The 21,593-nt window shown below is 65.5% G+C and carries 26 protein-coding genes and 3 tRNA genes; 15 read left to right on the forward strand and 14 right to left on the reverse strand.

Annotated elements, in window-relative coordinates; genetic code table 11:
* The first annotated feature begins 10 nt into the window (after positions 1-10).
* Positions 11-535 (forward strand): DinB family protein, encoded by a 525-nt coding sequence (locus JOF57_RS19655; RefSeq protein WP_209919192.1) that lies wholly within the window; start codon positions 11-13, stop codon positions 533-535.
* 3 nt (positions 536-538) lie between these two features.
* Positions 539-1,138 (forward strand): DinB family protein, encoded by a 600-nt coding sequence (locus tag JOF57_RS19660; RefSeq protein WP_209919194.1) that lies wholly within the window; start codon positions 539-541, stop codon positions 1,136-1,138.
* A gap of 3 nt (positions 1,139-1,141) precedes the next feature.
* Here JOF57_RS19660 and JOF57_RS19665 read toward each other — a convergent pair whose 3' ends face one another.
* Positions 1,142-1,741, reverse strand: coding sequence for a TetR/AcrR family transcriptional regulator (locus JOF57_RS19665; RefSeq protein ID WP_209919196.1), 600 nt, complete (start codon positions 1,739-1,741; stop codon positions 1,142-1,144).
* 76 nt (positions 1,742-1,817) lie between these two features.
* Here JOF57_RS19665 and JOF57_RS19670 point away from each other — a divergent pair, with 76 nt between their 5' ends.
* From JOF57_RS19670 to JOF57_RS19700, 7 genes are all read left to right on the forward strand, one after another.
* A complete protein-coding gene (locus tag JOF57_RS19670; RefSeq protein WP_209919198.1) occupies positions 1,818-2,813 on the forward strand; it encodes an oxygenase MpaB family protein in 996 nt (331 codons plus the stop codon).
* A 52-nt stretch (positions 2,814-2,865) separates the two neighbouring features.
* Positions 2,866-4,236 carry an ABC1 kinase family protein gene (locus JOF57_RS19675; protein WP_209919200.1) on the forward strand — a complete coding sequence of 457 codons (1,371 nt, stop codon included), beginning with the start codon at positions 2,866-2,868 and terminating at the stop codon, positions 4,234-4,236.
* Positions 4,237-4,245: 9 nt separating this feature from the next.
* Positions 4,246-5,163, forward strand: a complete 918-nt coding sequence (locus JOF57_RS19680) for an alpha/beta fold hydrolase (RefSeq protein ID WP_209923510.1) — start codon at positions 4,246-4,248, stop codon at positions 5,161-5,163.
* A gap of 171 nt (positions 5,164-5,334) precedes the next feature.
* Positions 5,335-6,213: a cyclopropane mycolic acid synthase family methyltransferase gene (locus JOF57_RS19685; protein ID WP_209919202.1), complete on the forward strand. Its 879-nt coding sequence runs from the start codon at positions 5,335-5,337 to the stop codon at positions 6,211-6,213.
* Between the two features lie 185 nt (positions 6,214-6,398).
* Positions 6,399-7,259, forward strand: coding sequence for a cyclopropane mycolic acid synthase family methyltransferase (locus tag JOF57_RS19690; RefSeq protein WP_209919203.1), 861 nt, complete (start codon positions 6,399-6,401; stop codon positions 7,257-7,259).
* A 94-nt stretch (positions 7,260-7,353) separates the two neighbouring features.
* Entirely contained in the window at positions 7,354-8,049 is a 696-nt protein-coding gene (locus JOF57_RS19695; protein ID WP_209919205.1) for a YciI family protein, read from the forward strand.
* Positions 8,050-8,055: 6 nt separating this feature from the next.
* Positions 8,056-9,279, forward strand: a complete 1,224-nt coding sequence (locus JOF57_RS19700; RefSeq protein ID WP_209919207.1) for an RNA polymerase sigma factor — start codon at positions 8,056-8,058, stop codon at positions 9,277-9,279.
* Between the two features lie 73 nt (positions 9,280-9,352).
* On the opposite strand, the gene rplA is transcribed toward JOF57_RS19700, so the two are convergent.
* The 13 genes from rplA to JOF57_RS19765 all read right to left on the reverse strand — a co-directional run bounded on the left by rplA (position 9,353) and on the right by JOF57_RS19765 (position 15,906).
* The gene (gene rplA / locus JOF57_RS19705) at positions 9,353-10,060 is read right to left on the reverse strand and encodes a 50S ribosomal protein L1 (protein ID WP_209919209.1); all 708 of its coding nucleotides are present in this window, start codon (positions 10,058-10,060) and stop codon (positions 9,353-9,355) included.
* 72 nt (positions 10,061-10,132) lie between these two features.
* On the reverse strand, positions 10,133-10,564 hold the full coding sequence (gene rplK / locus JOF57_RS19710; RefSeq protein ID WP_209919211.1) for a 50S ribosomal protein L11: 432 nt from the start codon (positions 10,562-10,564) through the stop codon (positions 10,133-10,135).
* A 70-nt stretch (positions 10,565-10,634) separates the two neighbouring features.
* Positions 10,635-11,468 carry a transcription termination/antitermination protein NusG gene (gene nusG, locus JOF57_RS19715; RefSeq protein WP_209919212.1) on the reverse strand — a complete coding sequence of 278 codons (834 nt, stop codon included), beginning with the start codon at positions 11,466-11,468 and terminating at the stop codon, positions 10,635-10,637.
* Between the two features lie 27 nt (positions 11,469-11,495).
* Positions 11,496-11,972 carry a preprotein translocase subunit SecE gene (gene secE / locus JOF57_RS19720; RefSeq protein ID WP_209919214.1) on the reverse strand — a complete coding sequence of 159 codons (477 nt, stop codon included), beginning with the start codon at positions 11,970-11,972 and terminating at the stop codon, positions 11,496-11,498.
* An 82-nt stretch (positions 11,973-12,054) separates the two neighbouring features.
* Positions 12,055-12,127: transfer RNA gene (locus JOF57_RS19725), tRNA-Trp, on the reverse strand.
* 162 nt (positions 12,128-12,289) lie between these two features.
* A complete protein-coding gene (gene hadC / locus JOF57_RS19730; protein ID WP_209919216.1) occupies positions 12,290-12,799 on the reverse strand; it encodes a (3R)-hydroxyacyl-ACP dehydratase subunit HadC in 510 nt (169 codons plus the stop codon).
* Positions 12,800-12,811: 12 nt separating this feature from the next.
* Complete coding sequence (hadB, locus tag JOF57_RS19735; RefSeq protein ID WP_209919219.1) at positions 12,812-13,240, reverse strand: (3R)-hydroxyacyl-ACP dehydratase subunit HadB; 429 nt, start codon at positions 13,238-13,240, stop codon at positions 12,812-12,814.
* On the reverse strand, positions 13,240-13,704 hold the full coding sequence (gene hadA / locus JOF57_RS19740; RefSeq protein ID WP_209919221.1) for a (3R)-hydroxyacyl-ACP dehydratase subunit HadA: 465 nt from the start codon (positions 13,702-13,704) through the stop codon (positions 13,240-13,242). Before hadA ends, hadB begins: the two co-directional genes overlap by 1 nt.
* 10 nt (positions 13,705-13,714) lie before the next feature.
* A complete protein-coding gene (gene rpmG / locus JOF57_RS19745; protein WP_003881823.1) occupies positions 13,715-13,882 on the reverse strand; it encodes a 50S ribosomal protein L33 in 168 nt (55 codons plus the stop codon).
* 45 nt (positions 13,883-13,927) lie between these two features.
* A tRNA-Met gene (locus tag JOF57_RS19750) sits at positions 13,928-14,001 on the reverse strand.
* A 39-nt stretch (positions 14,002-14,040) separates the two neighbouring features.
* Positions 14,041-14,113, reverse strand: a tRNA-Thr gene (locus JOF57_RS19755).
* A gap of 108 nt (positions 14,114-14,221) precedes the next feature.
* Positions 14,222-15,457 carry a globin domain-containing protein gene (locus JOF57_RS19760; protein ID WP_209919223.1) on the reverse strand — a complete coding sequence of 412 codons (1,236 nt, stop codon included), beginning with the start codon at positions 15,455-15,457 and terminating at the stop codon, positions 14,222-14,224.
* Positions 15,454-15,906 carry an Rrf2 family transcriptional regulator gene (locus tag JOF57_RS19765; RefSeq protein ID WP_209919225.1) on the reverse strand — a complete coding sequence of 151 codons (453 nt, stop codon included), beginning with the start codon at positions 15,904-15,906 and terminating at the stop codon, positions 15,454-15,456. Before JOF57_RS19765 ends, JOF57_RS19760 begins: the two co-directional genes overlap by 4 nt.
* A 136-nt stretch (positions 15,907-16,042) precedes the next feature.
* On the opposite strand from JOF57_RS19765, the gene JOF57_RS19770 reads away from it, so the two are divergent.
* The 6 genes from JOF57_RS19770 to JOF57_RS19795 all read left to right on the forward strand — a co-directional run bounded on the left by JOF57_RS19770 (position 16,043) and on the right by JOF57_RS19795 (position 21,578).
* The gene (locus JOF57_RS19770; protein ID WP_209919227.1) at positions 16,043-16,768 is read left to right on the forward strand and encodes an MBL fold metallo-hydrolase; all 726 of its coding nucleotides are present in this window, start codon (positions 16,043-16,045) and stop codon (positions 16,766-16,768) included.
* A 240-nt stretch (positions 16,769-17,008) separates the two neighbouring features.
* Positions 17,009-17,998, forward strand: a complete 990-nt coding sequence (locus JOF57_RS19775) for a phospholipase effector Tle1 domain-containing protein (RefSeq protein ID WP_209919229.1) — start codon at positions 17,009-17,011, stop codon at positions 17,996-17,998.
* Positions 17,999-18,071: 73 nt separating this feature from the next.
* Positions 18,072-18,923, forward strand: coding sequence for a DUF8453 domain-containing protein (locus JOF57_RS19780; RefSeq protein ID WP_209919231.1), 852 nt, complete (start codon positions 18,072-18,074; stop codon positions 18,921-18,923).
* A gap of 23 nt (positions 18,924-18,946) precedes the next feature.
* Positions 18,947-19,657, forward strand: coding sequence for a crotonase/enoyl-CoA hydratase family protein (locus JOF57_RS19785; protein WP_209919232.1), 711 nt, complete (start codon positions 18,947-18,949; stop codon positions 19,655-19,657).
* 197 nt (positions 19,658-19,854) lie between these two features.
* Entirely contained in the window at positions 19,855-20,331 is a 477-nt protein-coding gene (locus JOF57_RS19790) for a MarR family winged helix-turn-helix transcriptional regulator (protein ID WP_209919235.1), read from the forward strand.
* Complete coding sequence (locus tag JOF57_RS19795; RefSeq protein WP_209919237.1) at positions 20,328-21,578, forward strand: MFS transporter; 1,251 nt, start codon at positions 20,328-20,330, stop codon at positions 21,576-21,578. Before JOF57_RS19790 ends, JOF57_RS19795 begins: the two co-directional genes overlap by 4 nt.
* Positions 21,579-21,593 lie beyond the last annotated feature (15 nt).

The raw sequence follows: 21,593 nt of genomic DNA on the forward strand, positions 1-21,593 counted from the left end.
CGGTAGTCCAATGTGGATAAATCTTCTGGCCGACCAACTGGACTTCCACTGGACCAATCAATTGAGGCCGCGATTGGACGGCCTGACCGACGACGAATACTTCTGGGCACCCGTCCCCGACTGCTGGACCGTTCACCCCGACGGCGCCATCGACTTCAGTTATCCGCCGCCGCAACCGGAACCGTTCACCACCATCGCGTGGCGGCTGGCGCACGTGATCGTCGGCGTGTTCGCGATGCGCAACCATTCGCACTTCGGCGGGCCGCCGGCGGACTACGAGTCGTGGCCGTACGCCACCGATGCGGCCACCGCCCTGAGCCAACTCGACGACGCGTACCGAAATTGGATCGACGGGGTCAGGTCACTCAGCGAGGATGACCTGAAGCGCCCGTGCGGGCCCGCCGAGGGGCCCTACGGTAATGAGCCGATGGCCGTGCTGGTCCTGCACATCAACCGGGAGGTAATCCACCACGGCGCCGAAATCGCCTGCATCCGTGACCTTTACGCCCACTCATCCCACAACAAGGAGAACTGAACCATGCCAGGAATGCCCCCTCCGTCCGCCGACGAACGTCAGACCCTGATCGGGTTCGTCGCGTTTCAGCAGAACGCCTACTTCGCGGTGGCACACGGACTGACCGACGAGCAGGCCCGGTCCACACCGTCGGTCAGCGCGCTGTCGATCGGCGGGCTGATCAAACACGTCACCGGGATGCAGCAGGCGTGGACCGCCCGGGTCGAGCACGCGCCGCAATTTCCGCCGTCGGATCCCCGGCCGATGGAAGAGCAGATGGCCGACTACGCCGACCAATACGTGATGGGTGAGGACGAGACCCTGGCCGGGCTGCTCGAGGGGTTCAAGGCCCAGAACGTCGAGACGCTGCGGGTGCTCGCCGAACGGGACCTCGATACCGCGGTTCCGGTGCCCCACGAAGTGCCGTGGTTTCCGGACGACGTCGACAATTGGTCGGTCCGGTGGGTGGCCATGCACCTGATCGAGGAACTCAGCCGGCACGCCGGGCATGCCGACATCATCCGCGAATCGATCGACCGCGCAACGATGTACGAGTTGCTCGCGGCCGAGGAGCAGTGGCCCGAGACCGAGTGGATCAAGCGCTGGCGGCCCGCCGCCGTCTGAGGATCAGCGGCCGAGGACCAACCGGAGCGCACAGTCCACCACCACCTCCAGGTCGTCGCCCAGGTTGCCGCTCAGCCATTGCTGGGCGAGTTCGGCCATCGCACCGGTGTACATGGCCGCGCCGACCTGGGCGGCGACCGGGTCCGAACCCGGATGCAGCCGGCCACCCTCGGACAAGACAGCCTCGCGCAACAGGTCCTGGGTCGCTGTGCGTCGGGCGGCCAGTACCGGGTTCGCCCTGGCGTCGGTGAACAGCACCCGTCCTCGCCACGGGTCGGCCGAGCTGAAGCCCAGCACCGCGGCGATTCCGGCGCGGGTCCTGGCCCGTAGGTGGTCTCCGGCTCCGGCCGTCGCGGCCTCGACGTCGACGGCAAGGGCCGCGCTGACCTCGTCGTACACGGCCCCGAGCAGGTCGTCGGTGTCGGAAAAGCTCTCGTAGAAGTAGCGGGTGTTCAGTCCGCATTCGCGGCAGACCGAGCGCACCGACACCGCGGCCTCTCCGCCGTCCCCGAACAGCCGGAACGCCGCGTCCACCAGCAGGGCGCGTCGTTCGGCCCGGCGGTCCGTCAGCGGCACGCCGGCCCATCGCGTCGGGCTCGACATCCGTACAGACTAAGTCTGGTCACACCCGTATCCAAAATGTATTCTGGCTACAGACGTAACCAGAAGGGGGTCCCGCGTGGACATGCCGCACCAAATCCTCGAGCAGATGCTGCAGCGGAAGTTCGACACGGACATTCGTCAGCACTACTTCCGTGGCATGGAGTTCGCCGGTCCGGTGGGCGATCCGGGGTGGTTCGGCCCGGGCAGTGCCGTCTGGCACGTGCACTCCCACACCGAGGCACTCGTCTTCGGCCTGCAGTGCGCGGCATACCTGGAACGCCTCGATCCCTCGATCTACTGGATGGGCATGCACCATTCGCGGCTGGTCAAACGCGATGACGACGGCATCGCCGTTCCCGTCATCGACCCCCGGGGCGCCGCGGTGCGCCTGGGGCATTCGATCGCGTTCTTCATCGGCACCGCCTACGGCAACACCGAAACCGCCGAACGGGTGGCCAAGACCGTCCGCTCGATGCACCACACCATCAAGGGGACCCGTCCCGACGGTGCGGTCTACGACGCCGACGATCCGGACTGGCTGCGCTGGAACTACGCGACCGTGGTGTGGGGGCTGGCCACCGCGCACGAGATCTACCACCCGAACCCGTTGCGCGGTAAGAAACTTGACCGCTACTACGGCGAGTTCATCCGCGTCGGGCACGCGCTGGGCGGCACCGACCTGCCCGCAACCAAGGCCGAGACTCTGGAGTGCCTGCACTCGTATCTACCCAAGCTGGCGCTCACCTACGGCGCGGCCATGGCCACCGGCCCCAACCTGCCGATGCCGCAGAGCGCGGTGGACTGGGCGATCCGCGACACCATGCCCAAGTGGGCCAAGCAGATGATCGGGCACACCGATCCCAATCCGATCGAGCGGGCGGCCCGGCGCACCATGGTGTGGTCGATCATCAACGGTCTGCACACCGCGGCCGGTGACACCCCGGAGTTCCGCGCGGCGCAAGAACGCGTCGCCGCCGGGACCACCGTGCCGCACACCGAGCCCACTTACGTGCCCGGAACCGACCCGTCCCTGAGCCGTGAAGAGGTCGAAGAAAGTTTCGCCTCGGTGTGACGCGCGGCACAGATGTTTTTCGCCCGACCGCGGCCTTTGAGACACTGCAGCTATGAGCACTACGCCGCCGAAAACCAAGCACCGCGAGGTCGCCCGGTTGAGCCGGGTGCCGCTGCCCGTGGAAGCCGCCCGAATCGGCGCCACCGGTTGGCAGATCACCCGCACCGGGGCCCGTGTTGCCGCGAGCATGTTCGGCAGGGGTTCCCTGCAGCAGAAGGTCATCCGGCAGGTCCCGCAGACGTTCTCCGATCTGGGTCCCACCTACGTCAAGTTCGGCCAGATCATCGCGTCGAGCCCGGGCGCCTTCGGTGAGCCACTGAGCCGCGAGTTCCGCAGCCTGCTCGACCGGGTGCCGCCGGCCGATACCGACGAGGTGCACAAGTTGTTCGTGGAAGAGCTCGGCGACGAGCCCACGAACCTGTTCAAGACCTTCGACGAGAAGCCGTTTGCCTCGGCGTCGATCGCCCAGGTGCACTACGCCACGCTGCACAGCGGCGAGGAGGTGGTGGTCAAGATCCAGCGTCCGGGGATCCGCCGCCGCGTCGCCGCCGACCTGCAGATCCTCAAGCGCGGCGCACAGCTGGTGGAGCTGGCGAAACTGGGCCGGCGGCTGTCGGCTCAGGATGTGGTCGCCGACTTCGCCGAGAACCTGGCCGAGGAGCTGGACTTCCGGCTGGAGGCACAGTCGATGGACGCCTGGGTGTCGCACATGCACTCCTCGCCGCTGGGCGAGAACATCCGGGTCCCGCAGGTGTACTGGGACCTGACCAGCCAGCGGGTGTTGACCATGGAGCGGGTCACCGGGGTGCGGATCGACGACGTCGCCGCAATCCGCAAGAAGGGTTTCGACGGCACCGATCTGGTCAAGGCCCTGTTGTTCAGCGTGTTCGAGGGGGGCCTCAAGCACGGCCTGTTCCACGGGGACCTGCATGCGGGCAACCTCTACGTCGATGACGCAGGCAAGGTCGTGTTCTTCGACTTCGGCATCATGGGCCGTATCGACCCACGGACCCGCTGGCTGTTGCGCGAGCTGGTCTTTGCCCTGCTGGTCAAGAAGGACCATGCGGCCGCGGGCAAGATCGTCGTGCTGATGGGCGCGGTCGGCACCGTGAAGCCCGAGGCGGAGGCGGCCAAGGACCTGGAGAAGTTCGCCACCCCGCTGACCATGAAGTCGCTCGGCGATATGTCCTACGCCGAAATCGGCAAGCAGCTTGCCACGCTGGCCGACGCCTACGACGTCAAGCTGCCCCGCGAGCTGGTGTTGATCGGCAAGCAGTTCCTCTACGTGGAGCGTTACATGAAGCTGCTGGCCCCGAAGTGGCAGATGATGAACGATCCCCAACTCACCGGGTATTTCGCCAACTTCATGGTGGACATCAGCCGCGAGCACAAAAATTCCGACGCCGACGGGGACGAGGCCTGAATGGCCGGCATGAACGTGCGGACCGGCTTCGCCACGTCATCCGCGGAACCCGGCGATGTCGACCTCTACTACGAGGACATGGGCGACCCGAATGATCCGGCCGTGCTGCTGATCATGGGCCTGGGCGCGCAGATGCTGTTGTGGCGCACCGGGTTCTGCGAAATGCTGGTGAGCCAGGGACTACGTGTCATCCGTTACGACAACCGCGACGTCGGTCTGTCCACCAAATTGTCCGGCACGCGGGTGGATTCGCCGCTGCCGCTGCGGATGGCCCGGTCGTTTCTGGGGCTCCGGAGCCCGTCGGTCTACACGCTCGAAGACGTCGCCGACGACGCCGCCGCCCTGCTCGATCACCTCAAGATCGACACTGCCCACATCGTCGGCGGATCGATGGGCGGGATGATCGCCCAGGTGTTTGCGTCCCGGCACGCGCAGCGCACCAAGTCACTTGCGGTGATCTTCTCCAGCAACAATCAGCCGCTGTTGCCGCCGCCGGGCATCAAGCAGCTGCTGTCGGTGGTCACCGGCCCACCCGCCAATTCGTCGCGAGACGCCATCATCGACAACTCCGTTCGGATCAGCCGGATCAACGGCAGCCCTGGCTATCCCACTCCCGAGGCCGAGATCAGGGCCCAGGCCGCCGAACTGTACGACCGCGCCTACTACCCGGCCGGGATCGCCCGGCATTTCGGTGCCATTCTCGGCAGCGGCAGCCTGCGCCATCACGACAAGCGGATCAACACGCCTACCGTGGTGATCCATGGACGCTCCGACCGGTTGATGCGCCCGTTCGGGGGCCGGGCGGTGGCCCGTGCGATCGCGGGTGCGCGGCTGGTGTTGATCGACGGGATGGGCCACGAGCTACCGGAGCCGGTGTGGGATGAGATCGTCGGCGAGCTGAAGACGAACTTCGCCAGTTCCCACTGATTTCTGCATCTGCAACGTTAATTACCGGAACTTGGGTTTGCCGGGGTTTGAAAGCTCGGTAGCTGGGGAAACACGCTCTACAGTATTTTCCAGCAGTCTGGGGGGACGGCCAGGTCAAGAAGTGGCCTAGCGCAAGCTCCCGCCCGGTAGTCCCCTTCTGATAGGTGACGTATGCCAAATCAGCGTGAGCAGCTCGAACCCCATTTCGACGACGTACAAGCCCATTACGACCTGTCCGACGATTTCTTCGCCCTGTTCCTGGATCCGACCAGGACCTACAGTTGCGCGTACTTCGAGCGTGACGACATGACGCTGGAACAGGCTCAAATCGCCAAGATCGACCTGGCGTTGGGCAAGCTCGGCCTACAACCCGGAATGACCCTGCTCGACGTCGGATGTGGTTGGGGTGCAACGGCTATGCGTGCGATCGAACGCCACGACGTCAACGTCATCGGCCTCACGCTCAGCCGTAACCAGGCCGCTCGCGTGCAGCAGCGGTTCGACGAATCCGACAGCCCACGTACCAAACGGGTGTTGCTGGCGGGCTGGGAACAGTTCGACGAACCGGTGGATCGCATCGTGTCGATCGGTGCATTCGAACATTTCGGGCACGACCGCTACGACGACTTCTTCCGCTTCGCCCACAATGCCCTGCCCGCCGACGGTGTGATGCTTCTACACACCATCACCGGGCTGTTACCGCAGCAGATCATCGACCGCGGGATGCCGTTGTCGTTCGCGGTCGCCCGATTCATCAAGTTCATGGTTACCGAGATCTTCCCCGGTTCACGGTTACCGTCGATCGAGATGGTCACCGAACATGCAGCGCGCTCGTCCTTCCGACTGACCCGGCGGCAGTCACTGCAGCCGCACTATGCGCGCACCCTCGACATCTGGGCAGCCAACCTGGAGGCCAACCGTGACCAGGCCCTCAAGATCCAGTCTCAAGAGGTCTACGACCGGTACATGCATTATCTGACCGGATGCGCGGGCTGCTTCCGGACCGGTTACATCGACGTCAACCAGTTCACCCTGCATGTCGTGGATTAATTTCCTTCGCTGACGCCGTACCGCCTGAACGCTTTCCCCGGGACATCCTGCCCAATTGGCGTTTCAGAAGTAATCCGTTTTGTTTGCCAGTGAATTCATTGACGGTGACGACAACCGGTTCAGCGGGGGTGTCTGCGGTACCCTGGATTCGCGAGCAGAACTCTACGGCTTGGAGCATATCTAATATGTCCAAATTGACACCGAAATATGAAGAACTGCAGTCGATCTACGATATCTCAAATGAATTCTACGAACTGTTTCTAGGCCCCACAATGGGCTATACCTGCGGTTATTTCGAGCGCGAAGACATGACCGGCGACGAAGCCCAGATCGCCAAGTTCGATCTGTCGCTGGGCAAGCTGGGGCTTGAACCAGGGATGACGCTGCTAGATATCGGCTGCGGCTGGGGCGCAGGCATGGCGCGCGCAATCGAGAAGTACGACGTCAACGTCATCGGACTGACGCTGAGTGGCGAGCAGCGTGAATACGCCGTCGAAAAGCTTTCCAGGATTCCCACCGAACGTAATGTCGAGGTTCGGCTCCAGGGGTGGGAAGAGTTCGATGACAAGGTCGACCGCATCGTATCGATCGGCGCCTTCGAGCATTTCGGATTCGAGCGGTATCCGGCGTTTTTCGAGACGGCCTATAACGCGCTGCCCGGCGGCGGCACCATGTTGCTGCACAACATCACCGGATTCGACCTTCGCCAAGCCCAGAAGCTCGGCCTGCCCATGACGTTCGAAGACGCCCGGTTCGCCAGGTTCATCATGACCGAGATCTTCCCCGGCGGCCGGCTGCCCTCGGTGTCGATGGAGGAGGAGAAAGCGACCGACGCCGGGTTCACGCTCGCCCAGCGCCAGGAGATTGGTCCTCACTACGTCCGGACGCTCGAGATCTGGGCCGATGCGCTCGAGGCCCACAAGGACCGGGCCATCGCGATCCAGGGCCAAGAGGCGTACGACCGCTACGACAAGTACCTCAACGGCTGCCAGAAATATTTCGCCTCGGGCCACATCAGCGTGCATCAGTTCACGCTGCAGAAGTAGTTTCACGCGAGCTGTCGGATCACGGCGCCGTCGTTCGTCGGATGGGTAGAGAGTGGAACAGAGGGTTCTCACTCGCCGACGCCGGGAGATGACGATGTACTACTTCGCTTTATTGATCAGCCAGGACGTAGAACTGGCACCTGAGCAGCGGGCCGAGGGCATGGCTGCCTTCCAGGCATTTCACGCCAAGGCCACGTCGGCGATCCGGGCCGGCGACGCGCTGGACAAAGGCGCTGCCGCCACCCGTATCGCCGGAGGCCCCGACCACCCGACGGTCACCGACGGCCCGTACGCCGAGGGCGCCGAGGTGGCTTGCGGCTACTACGTGTTCGAGGCCGACAATCTCGACGAAGCGCTGGCCCTGGCCCGCGATATCCCGGTCGCCCAGTTCGGCGCGGTCGAGGTGTGGCCGATGGTCCATTGGCAGGCCCCCGAACAGCCGCTCGGCAACGATTGGCTGGCCCTGCTACTGGAGCGGCCGGAGGACGTCAACACGCCTGGCACCGACGAATGGAACCAGCAGGCGGGCCGACACGTCGAACTCGCCAAGACCATCGGCGACAGGACGCTCGCCGGCGCGCCGCTGCATCCACCGTCCACCGCTACCACCGTGCGCGTGCGTGACGGCAAGGTGGTGCTGACCGACGGCCCGTACGCCGAGGGCGCTGAGGTGGCCAACGGCTTCTACGTGCTGCGGGCATCGGATCGGGAGGAGGCGGTCAAGCTGGCGTCGATGATTCCGGCATCGGCCATCGAGGTCCGCCAGTTGGCCGGGGTTTCGGGCCTGTAATCGTCAATGACCGCATTGGACGGCGTCTTTCGGCGCGAGTGGGGCCCGGTGGTGGCCACCATCGCCCGCTGGTCGGGTGATCTCACCGTGGCCGAGGACGCCGTCCAGGAGGCCTGCGCACAGGCGCTCCAGGTATGGCCGGCCGACGGCGTGCCCGCCAATCCCGGTGCGTGGTTGACCACAGTGGCACGCAACCGGGCCCTGGACCGCCTTCGGCGTGAATCTTCCCGTCCCGGAAAGGAACTCGCAGCGGTGTACGAGCAGGTGAACGCATCCGACGGTACCGAGCTGCACCCGGTGCGCGATGACGAGCTGCGGATGATGTTCACCTGCGCTCATCCTGCACTGGACCGTAGCGCGCAGCTGGCCCTGACGCTGCGTCTGATCTCCGGCCTCACCGTCACCGAGATCGCCCGTGCCGTGCTGCAGTCCGAGGCCGCGGTGGGTCAGCGAATCACCAGGGCCAAGAACAAGATTCGCCAGGCCAACATCCCGTTGCGGGTTCCGCCACCGGAGCTCCTTGCCGAGCGCACGCCACACGTTCTCGGCTGTATCTACTCGGTGTTCACCGAGGGCTACTGGTCGACCGGCGGACCCTCGGCCATCCGTGACGAGTTGTGCGATGAGGGTGTCCGGCTCGCGGGTGAACTGTGTTCGTTGATGCCCGGCAACCGCGACGCCCATGCTCTGGCCGCGCTTGTGCTGCTGCATGATTCACGCCGCCGGACCCGGGTGGACGAGAGCGGGGCGTTGACACCGCTGGATGAGCAGGACCGTAGCCATTGGGATCGTTGCCGTATCTCCCGGGGGCTGGAGCAGTTGCGTTTGGCCGACGGCGCACCTGGCACATATCTTCCGCAGGCGGTGATCGCGGCGCTGCATGCGACAGCACCCACCTGGCAGCTCACCGACTGGGGCACCATCTGCCTGGCCTACGACCAGTTGGCGGCGATGACGGACTCGCCGGTCGTGCGCGCCAATCGTGCACTCGCTGTTGGCTTTCGCGATGGATTCCCGGCCGGGCTGGCCGCACTCGACGAGGTCGCCGATGATCCGCGGCTGGCCCGGATGAACGCGGTGGCGCCGATCCGGGCGGACCTGCTGCGCCGGGCCGGCCGGCTGAGCGAAGCCCAGCGCTGGTACCGCATCGCGCTCGACGGCGAGAGCGCTGGGTCTGAGCCGGCGCGCGCCTTCCTGCGACGCCGCCTCGCCGAATGCATCACCCCTTAAACCCCCAACAGACGCAAAAGTGCCCCAAATCCGTAGATTTGGGGCACTTTTGTGTCTGCTCGCGCAGAGAAAATTACGCCTCGGTGAAGTTCCGGGTCACCGACGGGTCAACCGGGATACCCGGGCCCGTGGTGGTGGAGACGGTCACCTTCTTGAGGTAACGCCCCTTCGAGGACGACGGCTTGGCACGCAGCACCTCGTCGAGGGCGGCGCCGTAGTTCTCGGCCAGCTTGTCCTCGTCGAAGGACGCCTTGCCGATCACGAAGTGCAGGTTGGCCTGCTTGTCGACGCGGAAGTTGATCTTGCCGCCCTTGATGTCGGCCACAGCCTTGGTGACATCGGGGGTGACGGTGCCGGTCTTGGGGTTCGGCATCAGACCGCGCGGGCCCAGCACGCGGGCGATCCGACCGACCTTGGCCATCTGATCCGGGGTGGCGATCGCGGCGTCGAAGTCCAGGAAACCGCCCTGGATCTTCTCGATCAGGTCGTCGCTGCCGACGATATCGGCGCCGGCGGCCAGCGCCTGCTCTGCCTTCTCACCGACGGCGAACACGGCGACGCGGGCGGTCTTACCGGTGCCGTGCGGCAGGTTGACGGTGCCGCGGACCATCTGGTCAGCCTTGCGGGGGTCCACACCGAGGCGGATGGCGACCTCGACGGTGGCGTCCTGCTTCTTGGAGGAAGTCTCCTTGGCCAGCTTCGCAGCCTCAAGCGGGGTGTAGAGCTTGTCCCGGTCGATCTTCTCCGCGGCTTCGCGGTATGCCTTGCTGTTCTTGCTCATTGAATCTCCAATTCAGAGTCTGTGGTTGGCGGGCCGAAGCGGGCCCTCCCACGTCTTGCAGTAGTGCCGAAATTATTCGACGGTGATGCCCATGGAGCGGGCCGTGCCGGCGATGATCTTCGACGCAGCGTCGATGTCGTTGGCGTTGAGATCGGCCTTCTTGGTCTCGGCGATCTCGCGAACCTGATCCCAGGTCACCTTGGCGACCTTGGTCTTGTGCGGTTCGCCCGAACCCTTGGGCACACCGGCGGCCTTGAGCAGCAGCTTGGCGGCGGGCGGGGTCTTCAGTGCGAAAGTGAAGCTGCGATCCTCGTAGACGGTGATCTCCACGGGGATGACGTTTCCGCGCTGCGACTCGGTCGCGGCGTTGTACGCCTTGCAGAACTCCATGATGTTGACGCCGTGCTGGCCAAGTGCAGGACCGACCGGCGGGGCGGGGTTGGCCTGCCCGGCCTGGATCTGCAGCTTGATGAGCCCGGCGACCTTCTTTTTCTTCGGGGCCATGCTTCTGGTGTTCCTTTACTTGCTCATCCAAGGGCGTGAAACGCCCGTTGTTACTAGCCGCTGGGAGCGACTAAATCTTGGAGACCTGGTTGAAGGTAAGTTCGACAGGTGTCTCGCGGCCGAAGATGGACACCAGCACCTTGAGCTTCTGCTGTTCGGCGTTGACCTCGCTGATGGAGGCGGGCAGCGTCGCGAACGGGCCGTCCATGACGGTGACGGACTCGCCGACCTCGAAATCGACCAGGATCTCGGGCCGTTCGAGGGTGGCCTCGGTGCTGGCACCGGCCGCAGCGGCGGCGCTGGACTTGGCGGGCTTCTTGGCTGCGCCCTGCGGCAGCAGGAACTTCACCACGTCGTTCAGCGACAGCGGGGACGGACGCGAGGTGGCGCCGACGAATCCGGTGACACCCGGGGTGTTGCGCACCGCGCCCCACGACTCGTCGTTGAGCTCCATGCGCACCAGGATGTAGCCCGGCAGCACCTTGCGGTTGACCTGCTTGCGCTGGCCGTTCTTGATCTCGGTGACCTCTTCGGTGGGCACCTCGACCTGGAAGATGTAGTCGCCGACGTCCAGGTTCTGCACGCGGGTTTCGAGGTTGGCTTTCACCTTGTTCTCGTAGCCGGCGTAAGAGTGGATGACGTACCAGTCGCCGGGCTTGAGCCGCAGCTCCTTCTTGAGCGCGACTGCCGGGTCTTCGTCTTCGTCGACAGTCTCTTCGTCAGCAGCAGGCGCCTCATCGGAGGCCTCGGCCTCGGTCTCGTCGACCGTCTCGGTCTCGTCGACCGTCTCGGCAGCCTCTTCGCTGTCGGCCAGATCGTCGGTCTGCGACTCGACGCCGTCGACGGCCCCTTGATCCTGAGCCGGATCGTCGGCAACGGTCTCGTCGCCGTCGAACGTGGTCACGTTGTCAGTCCTCTCTCAAATTCCAGATCAGGTGCCGAACACCAGCGACACCAGTCGCGCGAGTCCGAGGTCGGTGCCGGAGATCAGCGCGACCATGAACACCAGGAAGGTCAGCACCACGGTGGTGTAGCTGACCATCTGCTTACGGTTCGGCCAGATCACCTTGCGGAGCTCGGCTACGACCTGCTGCAGATAATTGACGACGAACATGATCGGGTTGCGCGACGGCCCGGTCTTCTTGGCCTTCTTGGCCTTGGCCTTCTTCGACTTTCCGGAGTCGGCCTTGGCATCGTCGGTCGACGCGTCACTGTCGGCTTCGTCGCTGTCGACCTCACCGACCACGCGACGGGTCCGCTTACCGGTCGGACGCAGCGGCCCGGTCGGACGCAGCGGCCCGGTCGCCACCGCGGTCTGACCGCTGGTGGTGTCCACTGCCCCGGCGTCGGTGCCAGCGTCGGTTCCGGTGTCGTCTGCGGAGCCGGCACCTTCACGCTCGTCGCTCACCGCATGCTCCGTTCATGTCTAGCGGACTGGTTTGTTGCGGTCACCTTCCAGTGTCCACATGTTGTCGAGTATTCAGTTTGAGCAGGGGCGACAGGACTTGAACCTGCAACCTGCGGTTTTGGAGACCGCTGCTCTGCCAGTTGAGCTACGCCCCTCTGTCGGTGACATGCTGGCGCTTCCGCCACCGTACTGCGCCGAGCCTTACACAATTCACGCGCGGCCCGTTCATGGTCAAGCCAACGGACAGCGCGCTGAAATGGGAAAAACCCCGAGTGCCGAGTGTACCCGGCGTGGGCGCCAGACACTAATCCCGACTGCTACTCCCCGGCAGCCTTGCGAATAACCTGCCCGGATTCCGGATCCCACTTCACCTGGACGGAGTTGTCACCCTCGTGACCCATCAGCGTGGTGTATCCGTCCAGCACCACCTCACCGTTGTCGTCGGTGCACACATTGTGGGTGACGACAATGTCAGCGCCGAAGCGTCGATCAACCGAGGCGATCACCATCGTGGCGTGCAGCCGGTCGCCAACCTTGACCGGCCGGTGGTAGACGAACTTCTGGTCAACCTGGAGGATCTGCATGGTTTCCATGCCGAGGTCGACATTGCGGAAGAAGTCGGCCTGCACCTGCAGCGCGAAGATGGAGGAGAAGGTCGGGCCCGCGACGAGCGCATCGTGGCCGAGGGCGGCTGCGGCTTCCTCGTCGAAGCTGGCCGGATCGTCGGCCTTGACCGACCGTGCGAACTGCCGCACATGTTCACGACCGACTTCGAAAACCTCGGGGTACTCGTAAACGATGCCCAGGATGTCAGCCTTCAGTGCCATGGCCAGATCTCCTTACGCCAGTTTCGCGGTCGCTGTGGCCCGCCCGAAGATCTTCTTTCCACCTGCGGTCGCCGAGATGGCGAGGGTGACAAGTTTCTGCTCGGCATCCACGGACTTGACCCGTCCGTTGAAGATGATCTCGGCGCCGACGCCGTCGTTGGGAACCGGCACGACCGCGGTGAAACGGACGTTGTACTCGGTGACTGCGGCCGGGTCGCCGACCCAGGCGGTGACGTAGCCGCCACCGAGGCCCATGGTCAGCATGCCGTGGGCGATCGCGGTGTCGAGGCCGACCTGCTTGGCGATCTCGTCGTCCCAGTGGATCGGGTTGAGGTCACCGGACACGCCGGCGTAGTTGACCAGATCTCCACGGGTCAGCGGGATCACCCGCTCCGGAAGCGTGTCACCGACGTTGACCGAACTGAACTCGCGCAGCGCCATCAGTTAAAACCCTCTTCTCCGTCGCCTGCACGCCCGGCCAGGGTCGTGTAGGCCTCCTGGACCACATCACCCGTGTCATCGGTGATGATGTTCTTGGTCACGATGATGTCAGTGCCGTGCGCCTTGCGTACGGAATGCACGTACACGTCGCAGTACAGCTTGTCGCCCGCCTTGACCGGCTTGAGGAACTTCAGCTCCTGGTCGACCTGGACGATCTGCGCATCCTGGATGCCGATGTCGGCCCACTCGAAGAACGCCCACTGTGCCTGGTAACCGAAGATGCAGATAAAGGTCAGCGGCGCGGGCAGCGAGTCGAATCCGATCTCGGCCGCGACGGCTTCGTCGTGGAAGAACGCATCGTCGTTCTTGACCGCGATCGCATGCTCGCGAATCTTCTCGCGTCCGACCTCGTAGTGCTCAGGATGCCTGTAGTGCATCCCGACGATGTTTGACGAAAGGGCCACGAGCGTCTGGCTACCGCGACTCTTTGTGCGGCTGATGGGTGCCGCAGTTCGGGCAGAACTTCTTGATCTCGAGCCGGTCGGGATCGTTGCGGCGGTTCTTCTTGGTGATGTAGTTGCGGTGCTTGCACACCTCGCACGCCAAAGTGATCTTCGGCCGTACGTCGGTACTCGACGCCACGTCAGTTCTCCCTGCTCAAATCACGCTCTGTTGTTGCTGTTCCTGTAGCGGTGGGGAGGCTCGATCTCCCGACCTCACGATTATGAGTCGTGCGCTCTAACCAGCTGAGCTACACCGCCCCGATCGACGCGGACGGGGCTACGCCCGAGCGTCCACCGAGCCCCCTAACGGAATCGAACCGTTGACCTTTTCCTTACCATGGAAACGCTCTACCGACTGAGCTAAGGGGGCGTGTCCCGGAGCCGTAGCTGCGGGGCCTTAAAGAGGGTACAGCTTCCCCGGCAGCCAAACCAAACCGCAGGTCAGGATGGCCGCCGGGGAGCTGTTTTGCCTGGTCGGCTAGTCCAGGAGCCAATCGTTGGGCGCGAACAGCTCGCAGTGCACCCGCTCGTGGGCGATCCCCCGGTGGCTCAGCTGAGTGCGGACCGCATCGACGAAGCCGGCCCCACCGCACAGGTAGTACGCGGCGTCGGCGGGCAGTTCCACCCCGTCGAGATTGAGCAGTCCGGCGTGCACGCCCTGGGCGCCACCGGTGACACCGTCCTCGTACCAGAGGTCGAGGCTCGCGTGGGGCAGCGCGTCGACCAACTCGTGCTGACGCTCGCGCAGCGGCTGGCCGCTGTCACTGCGGTCGGCATGCAGGACCCGCACGTGGGTGTCGGGCGCCTCGGCGGCCACGAACTCCAGGATGCCGACCATCGGGGTGATCCCGATGCCCGCGGACACCAGGACCAGGGGGCCGTCGGGCCGGCCGCCGGTGTACAGGTCTCCGAACGGCAGCGTGACGTCGAGCAGGTCGCCGATGCAGAGATTGGCCCGGATCCAGGACGAGACCTCGCCGGCGGGCTGGTCCGCGACGGCGTCGACGGGCTTGACCGCAAACGTCAGATCGGTGGATCCGGGTGCGCCGACCAGGCTGTACTGACGTAGCTGGCGGGCACCGTCGGGCATCGTCACGCCGACCGAGACGTACTGTCCGGCCACGAAGTTGACCGGCTCGGCGGCACGCACGGTGACCAGTACCGCACCGGACGGGTCGTCGACGCGGGAGACGACGCGCAGCCGCCGGAAGACGTCACCGGGTTCTACGCCGGCGCCGGCGTAGAGGTCACGCTCCAGCGCGATCAGGGTGTCGGCCATGATCCAGTAGACCCGGTCCCAGGCCTCGGCCACGTCGGCTGTCACGGTGTCGGCGCCCAGCACCTCGACGATCGCGGCGAACAGGTTGTCGTGCACGATCGGGTACTGGTCGGCGGTGATGCCCAGCGAGGCGTGCTTGTGCCCGATGCGGGCCAGCAGCGCCGACGGGTGCGGCAGGTCGGGGTTGACCAGGTGGGTGGCGAACGTGGCGATCGACGCCGCCAGTGCGCGCTGCTGGGCTCCCTGAGCCTGGTTGCCACGGTTGAAGAGGTTGCGCAGCAGCTCGGGGTGGTTGGCAAACAGCCGGCGGTAGAACTCCGAGGTGATCTCGTCGATGTGCGCGCCGATGAGGGGCAGTGTCGCGGAGACGATTTCGGCGTGCTTGGGCTCCAGTTCGTCGCGTACCGCAGACGGCTCGGGGCTGGTGACGGTCATCGGGGATTCCTTTCGGGGGTGGTGAGTTGCAGAACAATCGGTAGGCGGCTGTCGGCCGTCAGGTCGGTGACGGTGTATTTGTCGAGTTCGCGATAGAACGCCTCCTTTGCGTCGGCCAGGACCCGGCGTAGCCGGCAGGCTGCGATCAGCGGGCAGGGGGAATCCCCGCCGCATTCGATGACCTCGCGGTCCCCTTCGAGTTCGCGCACGAGCCAGCCGATCGAGGCGTTGCGCCCGGCGTCGGTGAGCACCAGTCCCCCGACGCGGCCGCGGCGGGCGTGCACCATGCCGAGCTCGGACAATCTGGACACGGCTTTGGCGACGTGGTGTTCGGAGGCGGCAGCCCCCGAGGCGATGGTGCGGGTGGTGATGCGCCGCTCCTCTGATTCACCCGAGGACAGCAGCATCAGCGTGCGTAGCCCTAGGTCGGTGAACCGGGTGAGGTGCATGGCTCTGACCGTAGTAATTCCGCATTTTTGATGCGAGTTTTATCGGTGTGGGGTCAAACACGTCATGACATGCGGTTTTTGGACCTGCGCGGATGCCTGCGCCGGCACTGTTCGGCGGCGCCAATAGGCTTGGCGCATGTCCGAGCCCCAGGTTGCAGACCGCTTGTACTTCCGCCAGTTGTTGTCGGGCCGCGACTACGCGGCCGGCGACCCGATCGCACAGCAGATGCGCAACTTCTCGTATCTGATCGGCGACCGCGAGACCGGCGACGCCGTGGTGGTCGACCCGGCGTATGCGGCCAACGATCTGGTCGATGCGCTCGAAGCCGACGACATGCATCTCTCCGGGGTGTTGGTCACCCACCACCACCCCGACCATGTCGGCGGCACGATGGCGGGCTTCTCCCTGAAGGGTCTCGCCGAACTGCTGGAGCGTCAGAGCGTGCCGGTCCACGTCAACACCCACGAGGCCGACTGGGTTTCCCGGGTCACCGGGATCGCGCCCAGTGAGCTGACCTCGCACGTCCACGGCGACAAGGTCGCGATCGGCGCGTTGGAGATCGAGCTACTCCACACCCCCGGTCACACGCCGGGCAGTCAGTGCTTCCTGCTGGACGGCCGACTGGTCGCCGGCGACACGCTGTTTCTCGACGGATGCGGGCGTACCGACTTTCCCGGCGGGGACGTCGACGACATGTTCCGCAGCCTGCAAGCGCTGGCCCAGCTGCCCGGCGACCCGACCGTCTTCCCCGGGCACTGGTACTCGACCGACCCGAGCGCTTCGCTCGAAGAAGTCAAACGCAGCAACTACGTGTACCGGGCGTCAAACCTCGAGCAATGGCACATGTTGATGGGTGGCTGATGGATCGTTTCAGTTCGACCAAGTGCGGATTCCACTGAATTGACGATCATGAAACGGAGCAACTCCGCCTTGCAGCGGTAGCGCTGCCACGGATTTCGTTGCCCAAGCGGTTGCATGGGGAACTACGCACCGTTTTGCGCGATTCGAGTAGTGCAATACTCAGGACATCAGCCCGCAGACCCGGCAAAGTATTGGTCAGCATCAGTTGAGCAGTAGTTGACAGTCCTGCCGGGGGTCGCCGTGAAGAACATCGCGCTTTGCTTCGACCACTCAGATGAACATCCCGGACTCCGTGACGCGTCGAATGCCGAGATACTTTTTCGGTTGCTGGACGACACCGATCAGTTGACCTGGTATCACAGCGGCGCGGCCACGCAGCCCGGCAGACGTATCACGCCGGGCCGCCGCGGCGACTCGGCCAGCGAAGCCCGGACGGCCATCGCCGAGGCGTATCGCTTCCTCGGCGACGCGTGGGATCCCGGAGATCGGATCTTCGTGTTCGGCGGCGGCGAGGGTGGGCATCGCGCCGGTGAACTGGCCACGCTCCTCGGCACGGTCGGCTTGTTGCCGGCTCATTCCGATGACGTTCTGGACTACGCACTGGCCACCTATGTCCTGCCCCGTACGGCGCGCACGCCCCAGGACTGGCGACAGATCAGGGTGTTGGCGGCCCAGTTGTTCGGTGAACGCGATCCGGCCGTGCCGGTGCGGTTCGTCGGGCTGTGGAATGCCACGGCCACTCCGGGCACCAAGCACAACAAGGGTCCGCTGCCGACAGTGGAGTCCGGCCGGCACGCGGTGGCGATCGACGGCGGTCGCCGGTCGATGCGGTACGGCGAACGCCTGGACGAAGTCTGGTTCCGTGGATCCCACGGCGATGTCACCGGCGGCGCCGGCGCGTGCTGGCCGCTGGCCGACATCGCTCTGGACTGGATGCTCGACGGGGCCATCTCCTCGGGGCTGCGGGTTCACGATCACAGCGCCTGCCCCACCGATCTCGACGCCCTGGCCGGGACTGCGCCGGCGATCGGCCGGTGCCGGCCGCCGCTGGATGCCAAGGTGCATGCCAGTGTCGAGGTGTACCTGCGTTCGCATCCGCACTATTGGCGGCGACTGCCCGCGCGTTTCGAATGGACCGACACCGAGTGGCTGGCGCGCGGTGAGCGCCTGGTCCACACGCCCGTGACGGTGCCGGTGCAGCGCGACATTCTCACCGCCGTCGCCTCGTGAAGCGTGCCGGTTTGGCTGAAGTTTGCTGAGTTAGGCCCGCCGCCCAACCGAAGGTCCGTGATATACCCACCTGGTGGGGATTATCGATTCAGTCACGGAGCGGGGGCGGGAGTTGGCTAGTTTCGAACCGGGTGCATGGACTGCACTCGCAGCATGGGTGGCGATTGCCGTCGTCGTCGTCGCGTTGATCTATGTGTGGCGGCAATATCTGAAGGCCAGGGACCGCCGCGCCGAGCTGACCCAGCCGAACGTGTCGATGTTCATGGAGCCGAGCGGGGCCGATTGGCACCTGGTGGAGCTGGTCGTCCGCAATTACGGTCAGCGGCCGGCCTACGGGTTGCGGTTCGAATTCGCGAATCCGCCGACCGTCGGCAAGTACGAAAGCTCTTATGACGACAAGTTCGTCGACATCGTGCCGTTGAACCTGCCCGCCGAGATCCCTTACCTGGCGCCGTCGCAGGAGTGGCGCATCGTGTGGGATTCGGCGCTGGACCGTAAGCAACTCGGTGAGTCGATCGCTTCCCGTTTCGACGGGGCGGTCACCTACTACGACGAGCCTGGCTCCCCCGGCAAGCCCAGCGGCCGCAAGCTGCGCAACACCGCGGTGCTGGATTGGGCGACGCTGCCGCCGGTGGACCGCATGGAACTGCTGACCACGCACGACCAGGCCCGCCGGGAGAAACAGAAGCTGGAGTTGTTGCGCGGTGTGCTGACCTATTTCCAGTACGCGGCCAAGGAATCCGACGAGGAAAAGCTGCGCTCGGAGATCAACCGCATCAATGCCCTGGGCGCCGAGCTGCGGTCCCGCTGGCGCGACCGCTACGAGGCCGGCGATGACGATGACGACGATGATTACGACGATGACGATCCCGAGACCGATCTGATCACGCAGCCGCCTTCCTCCGGCAGGCGTCATCGGGCCTGAGCCCACTCGCTAGCATCAGTGCGATGAGCAGCCTGGTGAGCTACGAGCTCAACAATGCCGTGGTCACGATCACGATGGACGACGGCAAGGTCAACGCACTGTCGCCTGCCATGCAGGCCGAGATCAATGCGGCACTGGATCAGGCGGCTGCCGGTGCGGCGGCCGGCGAGGTGAAAGCCGTGGTGCTGGCCGGCAATTCCAAGGTGTTCAGCGGCGGGTTCGACCTGAGCGTGTTCTCGTCGGGCGACGCGGCGGCAACCCTGGGCATGCTCGCCGGCGGTTTCGAGTTGTCGGTGCGGTGTTTGAGCTTCCCGGTGCCGGTGATCATGGCTGCCACCGGGCATGCCATCGCGATGGGCTCGTTCCTGCTGTTGTCCGGTGATCACCGGGTCGGCGCGGTGACGTCGCGGTGCCAGGCCAACGAGGTGAAGATCGGGATGACGCTGCCGATCTCGGCCATCGAGATCATGCGGATGCGCTTGACCCGGGCCGCTTTTCAGCGCGGGATCGCCATGGCTGCGGTGTTCACCGGGGACGCGGCCATCGCCGGCGGCTGGCTCGATGAGGTCGTGGAGGCCGATGCAGTGCTGTCGCGCGCCCAAGAGGTGGCCGCGGAGGCTGCCGCGACCTTGAACACCGGTGCACACGTGGCCAGCAAGCTCAAGGCCCGTGCCGAGGCCCTGACCGCGATTCGCGCTGGAATCGACGGCTTGGCAACCGAATTCGCGGGCTAGGTTTGCCGGGGCTCCGGCGCTTCGCACCTGCCACTTCAGCCCCCAGACGTGCAGCCTGCTGGCGCAACCAGTCCGCGACCTGGCCCAACCATTCCGGCTAGGTCAGCGGAGGGGCAGGCACGTAGTCAACACCGCGCGTTCCCCGCCCCGCACCCGCTTACCGACAGCTGCGCACGCTTTCGCCCCGTAATACATGTATGTGCTATGCATATATCGTGTCTCGCTACAACCAACTCGATGAGCTCCTGGTGCGCATCCACATCGTCCGGCAGCGCCCGGGTTGGCGGCGCCGGCTGATCGACGCGTCGGGCGGCGTCCCGTCGCTGTCGACGCTGCGGGCGCTGCGCGCCGTCGAGCAGCGGGAGAAGGCCGGGCAGAGCGCTTCGGTCGGCGAGGTCGCCGAGTACATGGCCGTCGAGCACTCCACCGCCAGCCGCACGGTCGGCAACGTCGTCGCCGCCGGGCTGCTCACCAAAACCCACGACGCCGAGGATCAGCGCCGGTGCGCCCTCACCCTTACCGATGACGGCCGCAAGGCCCTGGCCGACGTCACCGAGCGGCGCCGGGAAATGGTCGCCGAGACCGTGGCCGAATGGTCGGAGTCCGACGTCGACACCCTCGTCGACCTGTTGGAGCGACTGGTCACCGATTTCGAGCGGGGGGTCAGCTCGTGACAGCCGAGACCACTGCCCGCCCGCAGCCGCGCGGCGCCCTGCGGTTGATGTTCGACCCGGTCTTCGGCGCCCTGTTCTGGGGCAAGATTTTCTCCGTCGTCGCGGTGTGGACGCACGGCATCGTCGCGGCCATCGTGATCTTCGACGCCACCGGTTCGGCGGTCATGGTGGGCATGGTCGGTGTCGCACAGTTCCTGCCCCAACTCATCCTCAGCCCCACCAGCGGCAAGTGGGCCGATATCGGCGACCCCGCCCGCCAGATTCTGTGGGGCCGGGTGTTGTGCATCATCGGCTCGGGCTCGACCGCACTGTGGCTGGGCCTGTCCCCCGACCTGCAGGGCACTGCGGCGGCGGTACCCGTGCTGGTCGGCTCCACCCTGGTCGGCTTCGGGTTCGTCATCGGCGGCCCGGCCATGCAGTCGATCGTCCCGAGCCTGATCCGCGACGGCGAGCTGGCGACGGCCATGGCGCTCAACAGCATTCCGATGACCATCGGCCGCATCCTGGGTCCGGCCATCGGCGCCCTACTGGCCGCCCGTCTCGGTGCGGCGCCCGGCTTCGCGATCAGCGCGGGCCTGCACATGGTATTCGCGATCTTCCTGCTGCTGGTCACCTTCCCGACCCGACCGGAGCGCAGCCCGCACCGGGACTACCGTGTGCGCGCGGCGGTGGCATACGTCTGGCGGGACCGCCCGCTGCTGCTGGCCCTGCTGGCCGTGGCGACGGTCGGATTCGCCTCCGATCCGTCGATCACGCTCACCCCGTCGATGGCCGAGGAGCTCGGCGGCGGTGCTCACCTGGTGGGTGCGCTGTCGGCGGCGTTCGGCATCGGCGCGGCGGTCGGCATGGTGGCACTGGCGTCGATGCGTGGACGGCTGGCGGCCGCCCGGGTGTCGGCGATCGGGCTGTGGCTGCTCGTGGCGGGCTGCGGACTGCTCGCCCTGGGTACCGTCACGCCCTTGGCGCTGGCCGGTTTCGCGGTCGCGGGGCTGGGCTTCGGTTGGGCGATGACCGGCCTGAGCACCGTCGTTCAAGAGCGGGCACCCGAAGAACTGCGGGGCCGCATCATGGCGCTGTGGCTGGTCGGCTTCCTCGGGTCGCGCCCGTTCGCCGCGGCGTTGTTGGGCGGCGCGGCCGACATGTTCAGCGTGCGGGTGGCGTTCGTCATCGCAGGCGCGCTGACCCTCGCGGTCGCACTTGCGGCCCGACCCGCCGCGCTGTCGGCACCAAACCCAGCAACTCTTTGACCGGGTCTCCTATCG

This window comes from Mycolicibacterium lutetiense, from assembly GCF_017876775.1.
Taxonomy (GTDB): domain Bacteria; phylum Actinomycetota; class Actinomycetes; order Mycobacteriales; family Mycobacteriaceae; genus Mycobacterium; species Mycobacterium lutetiense.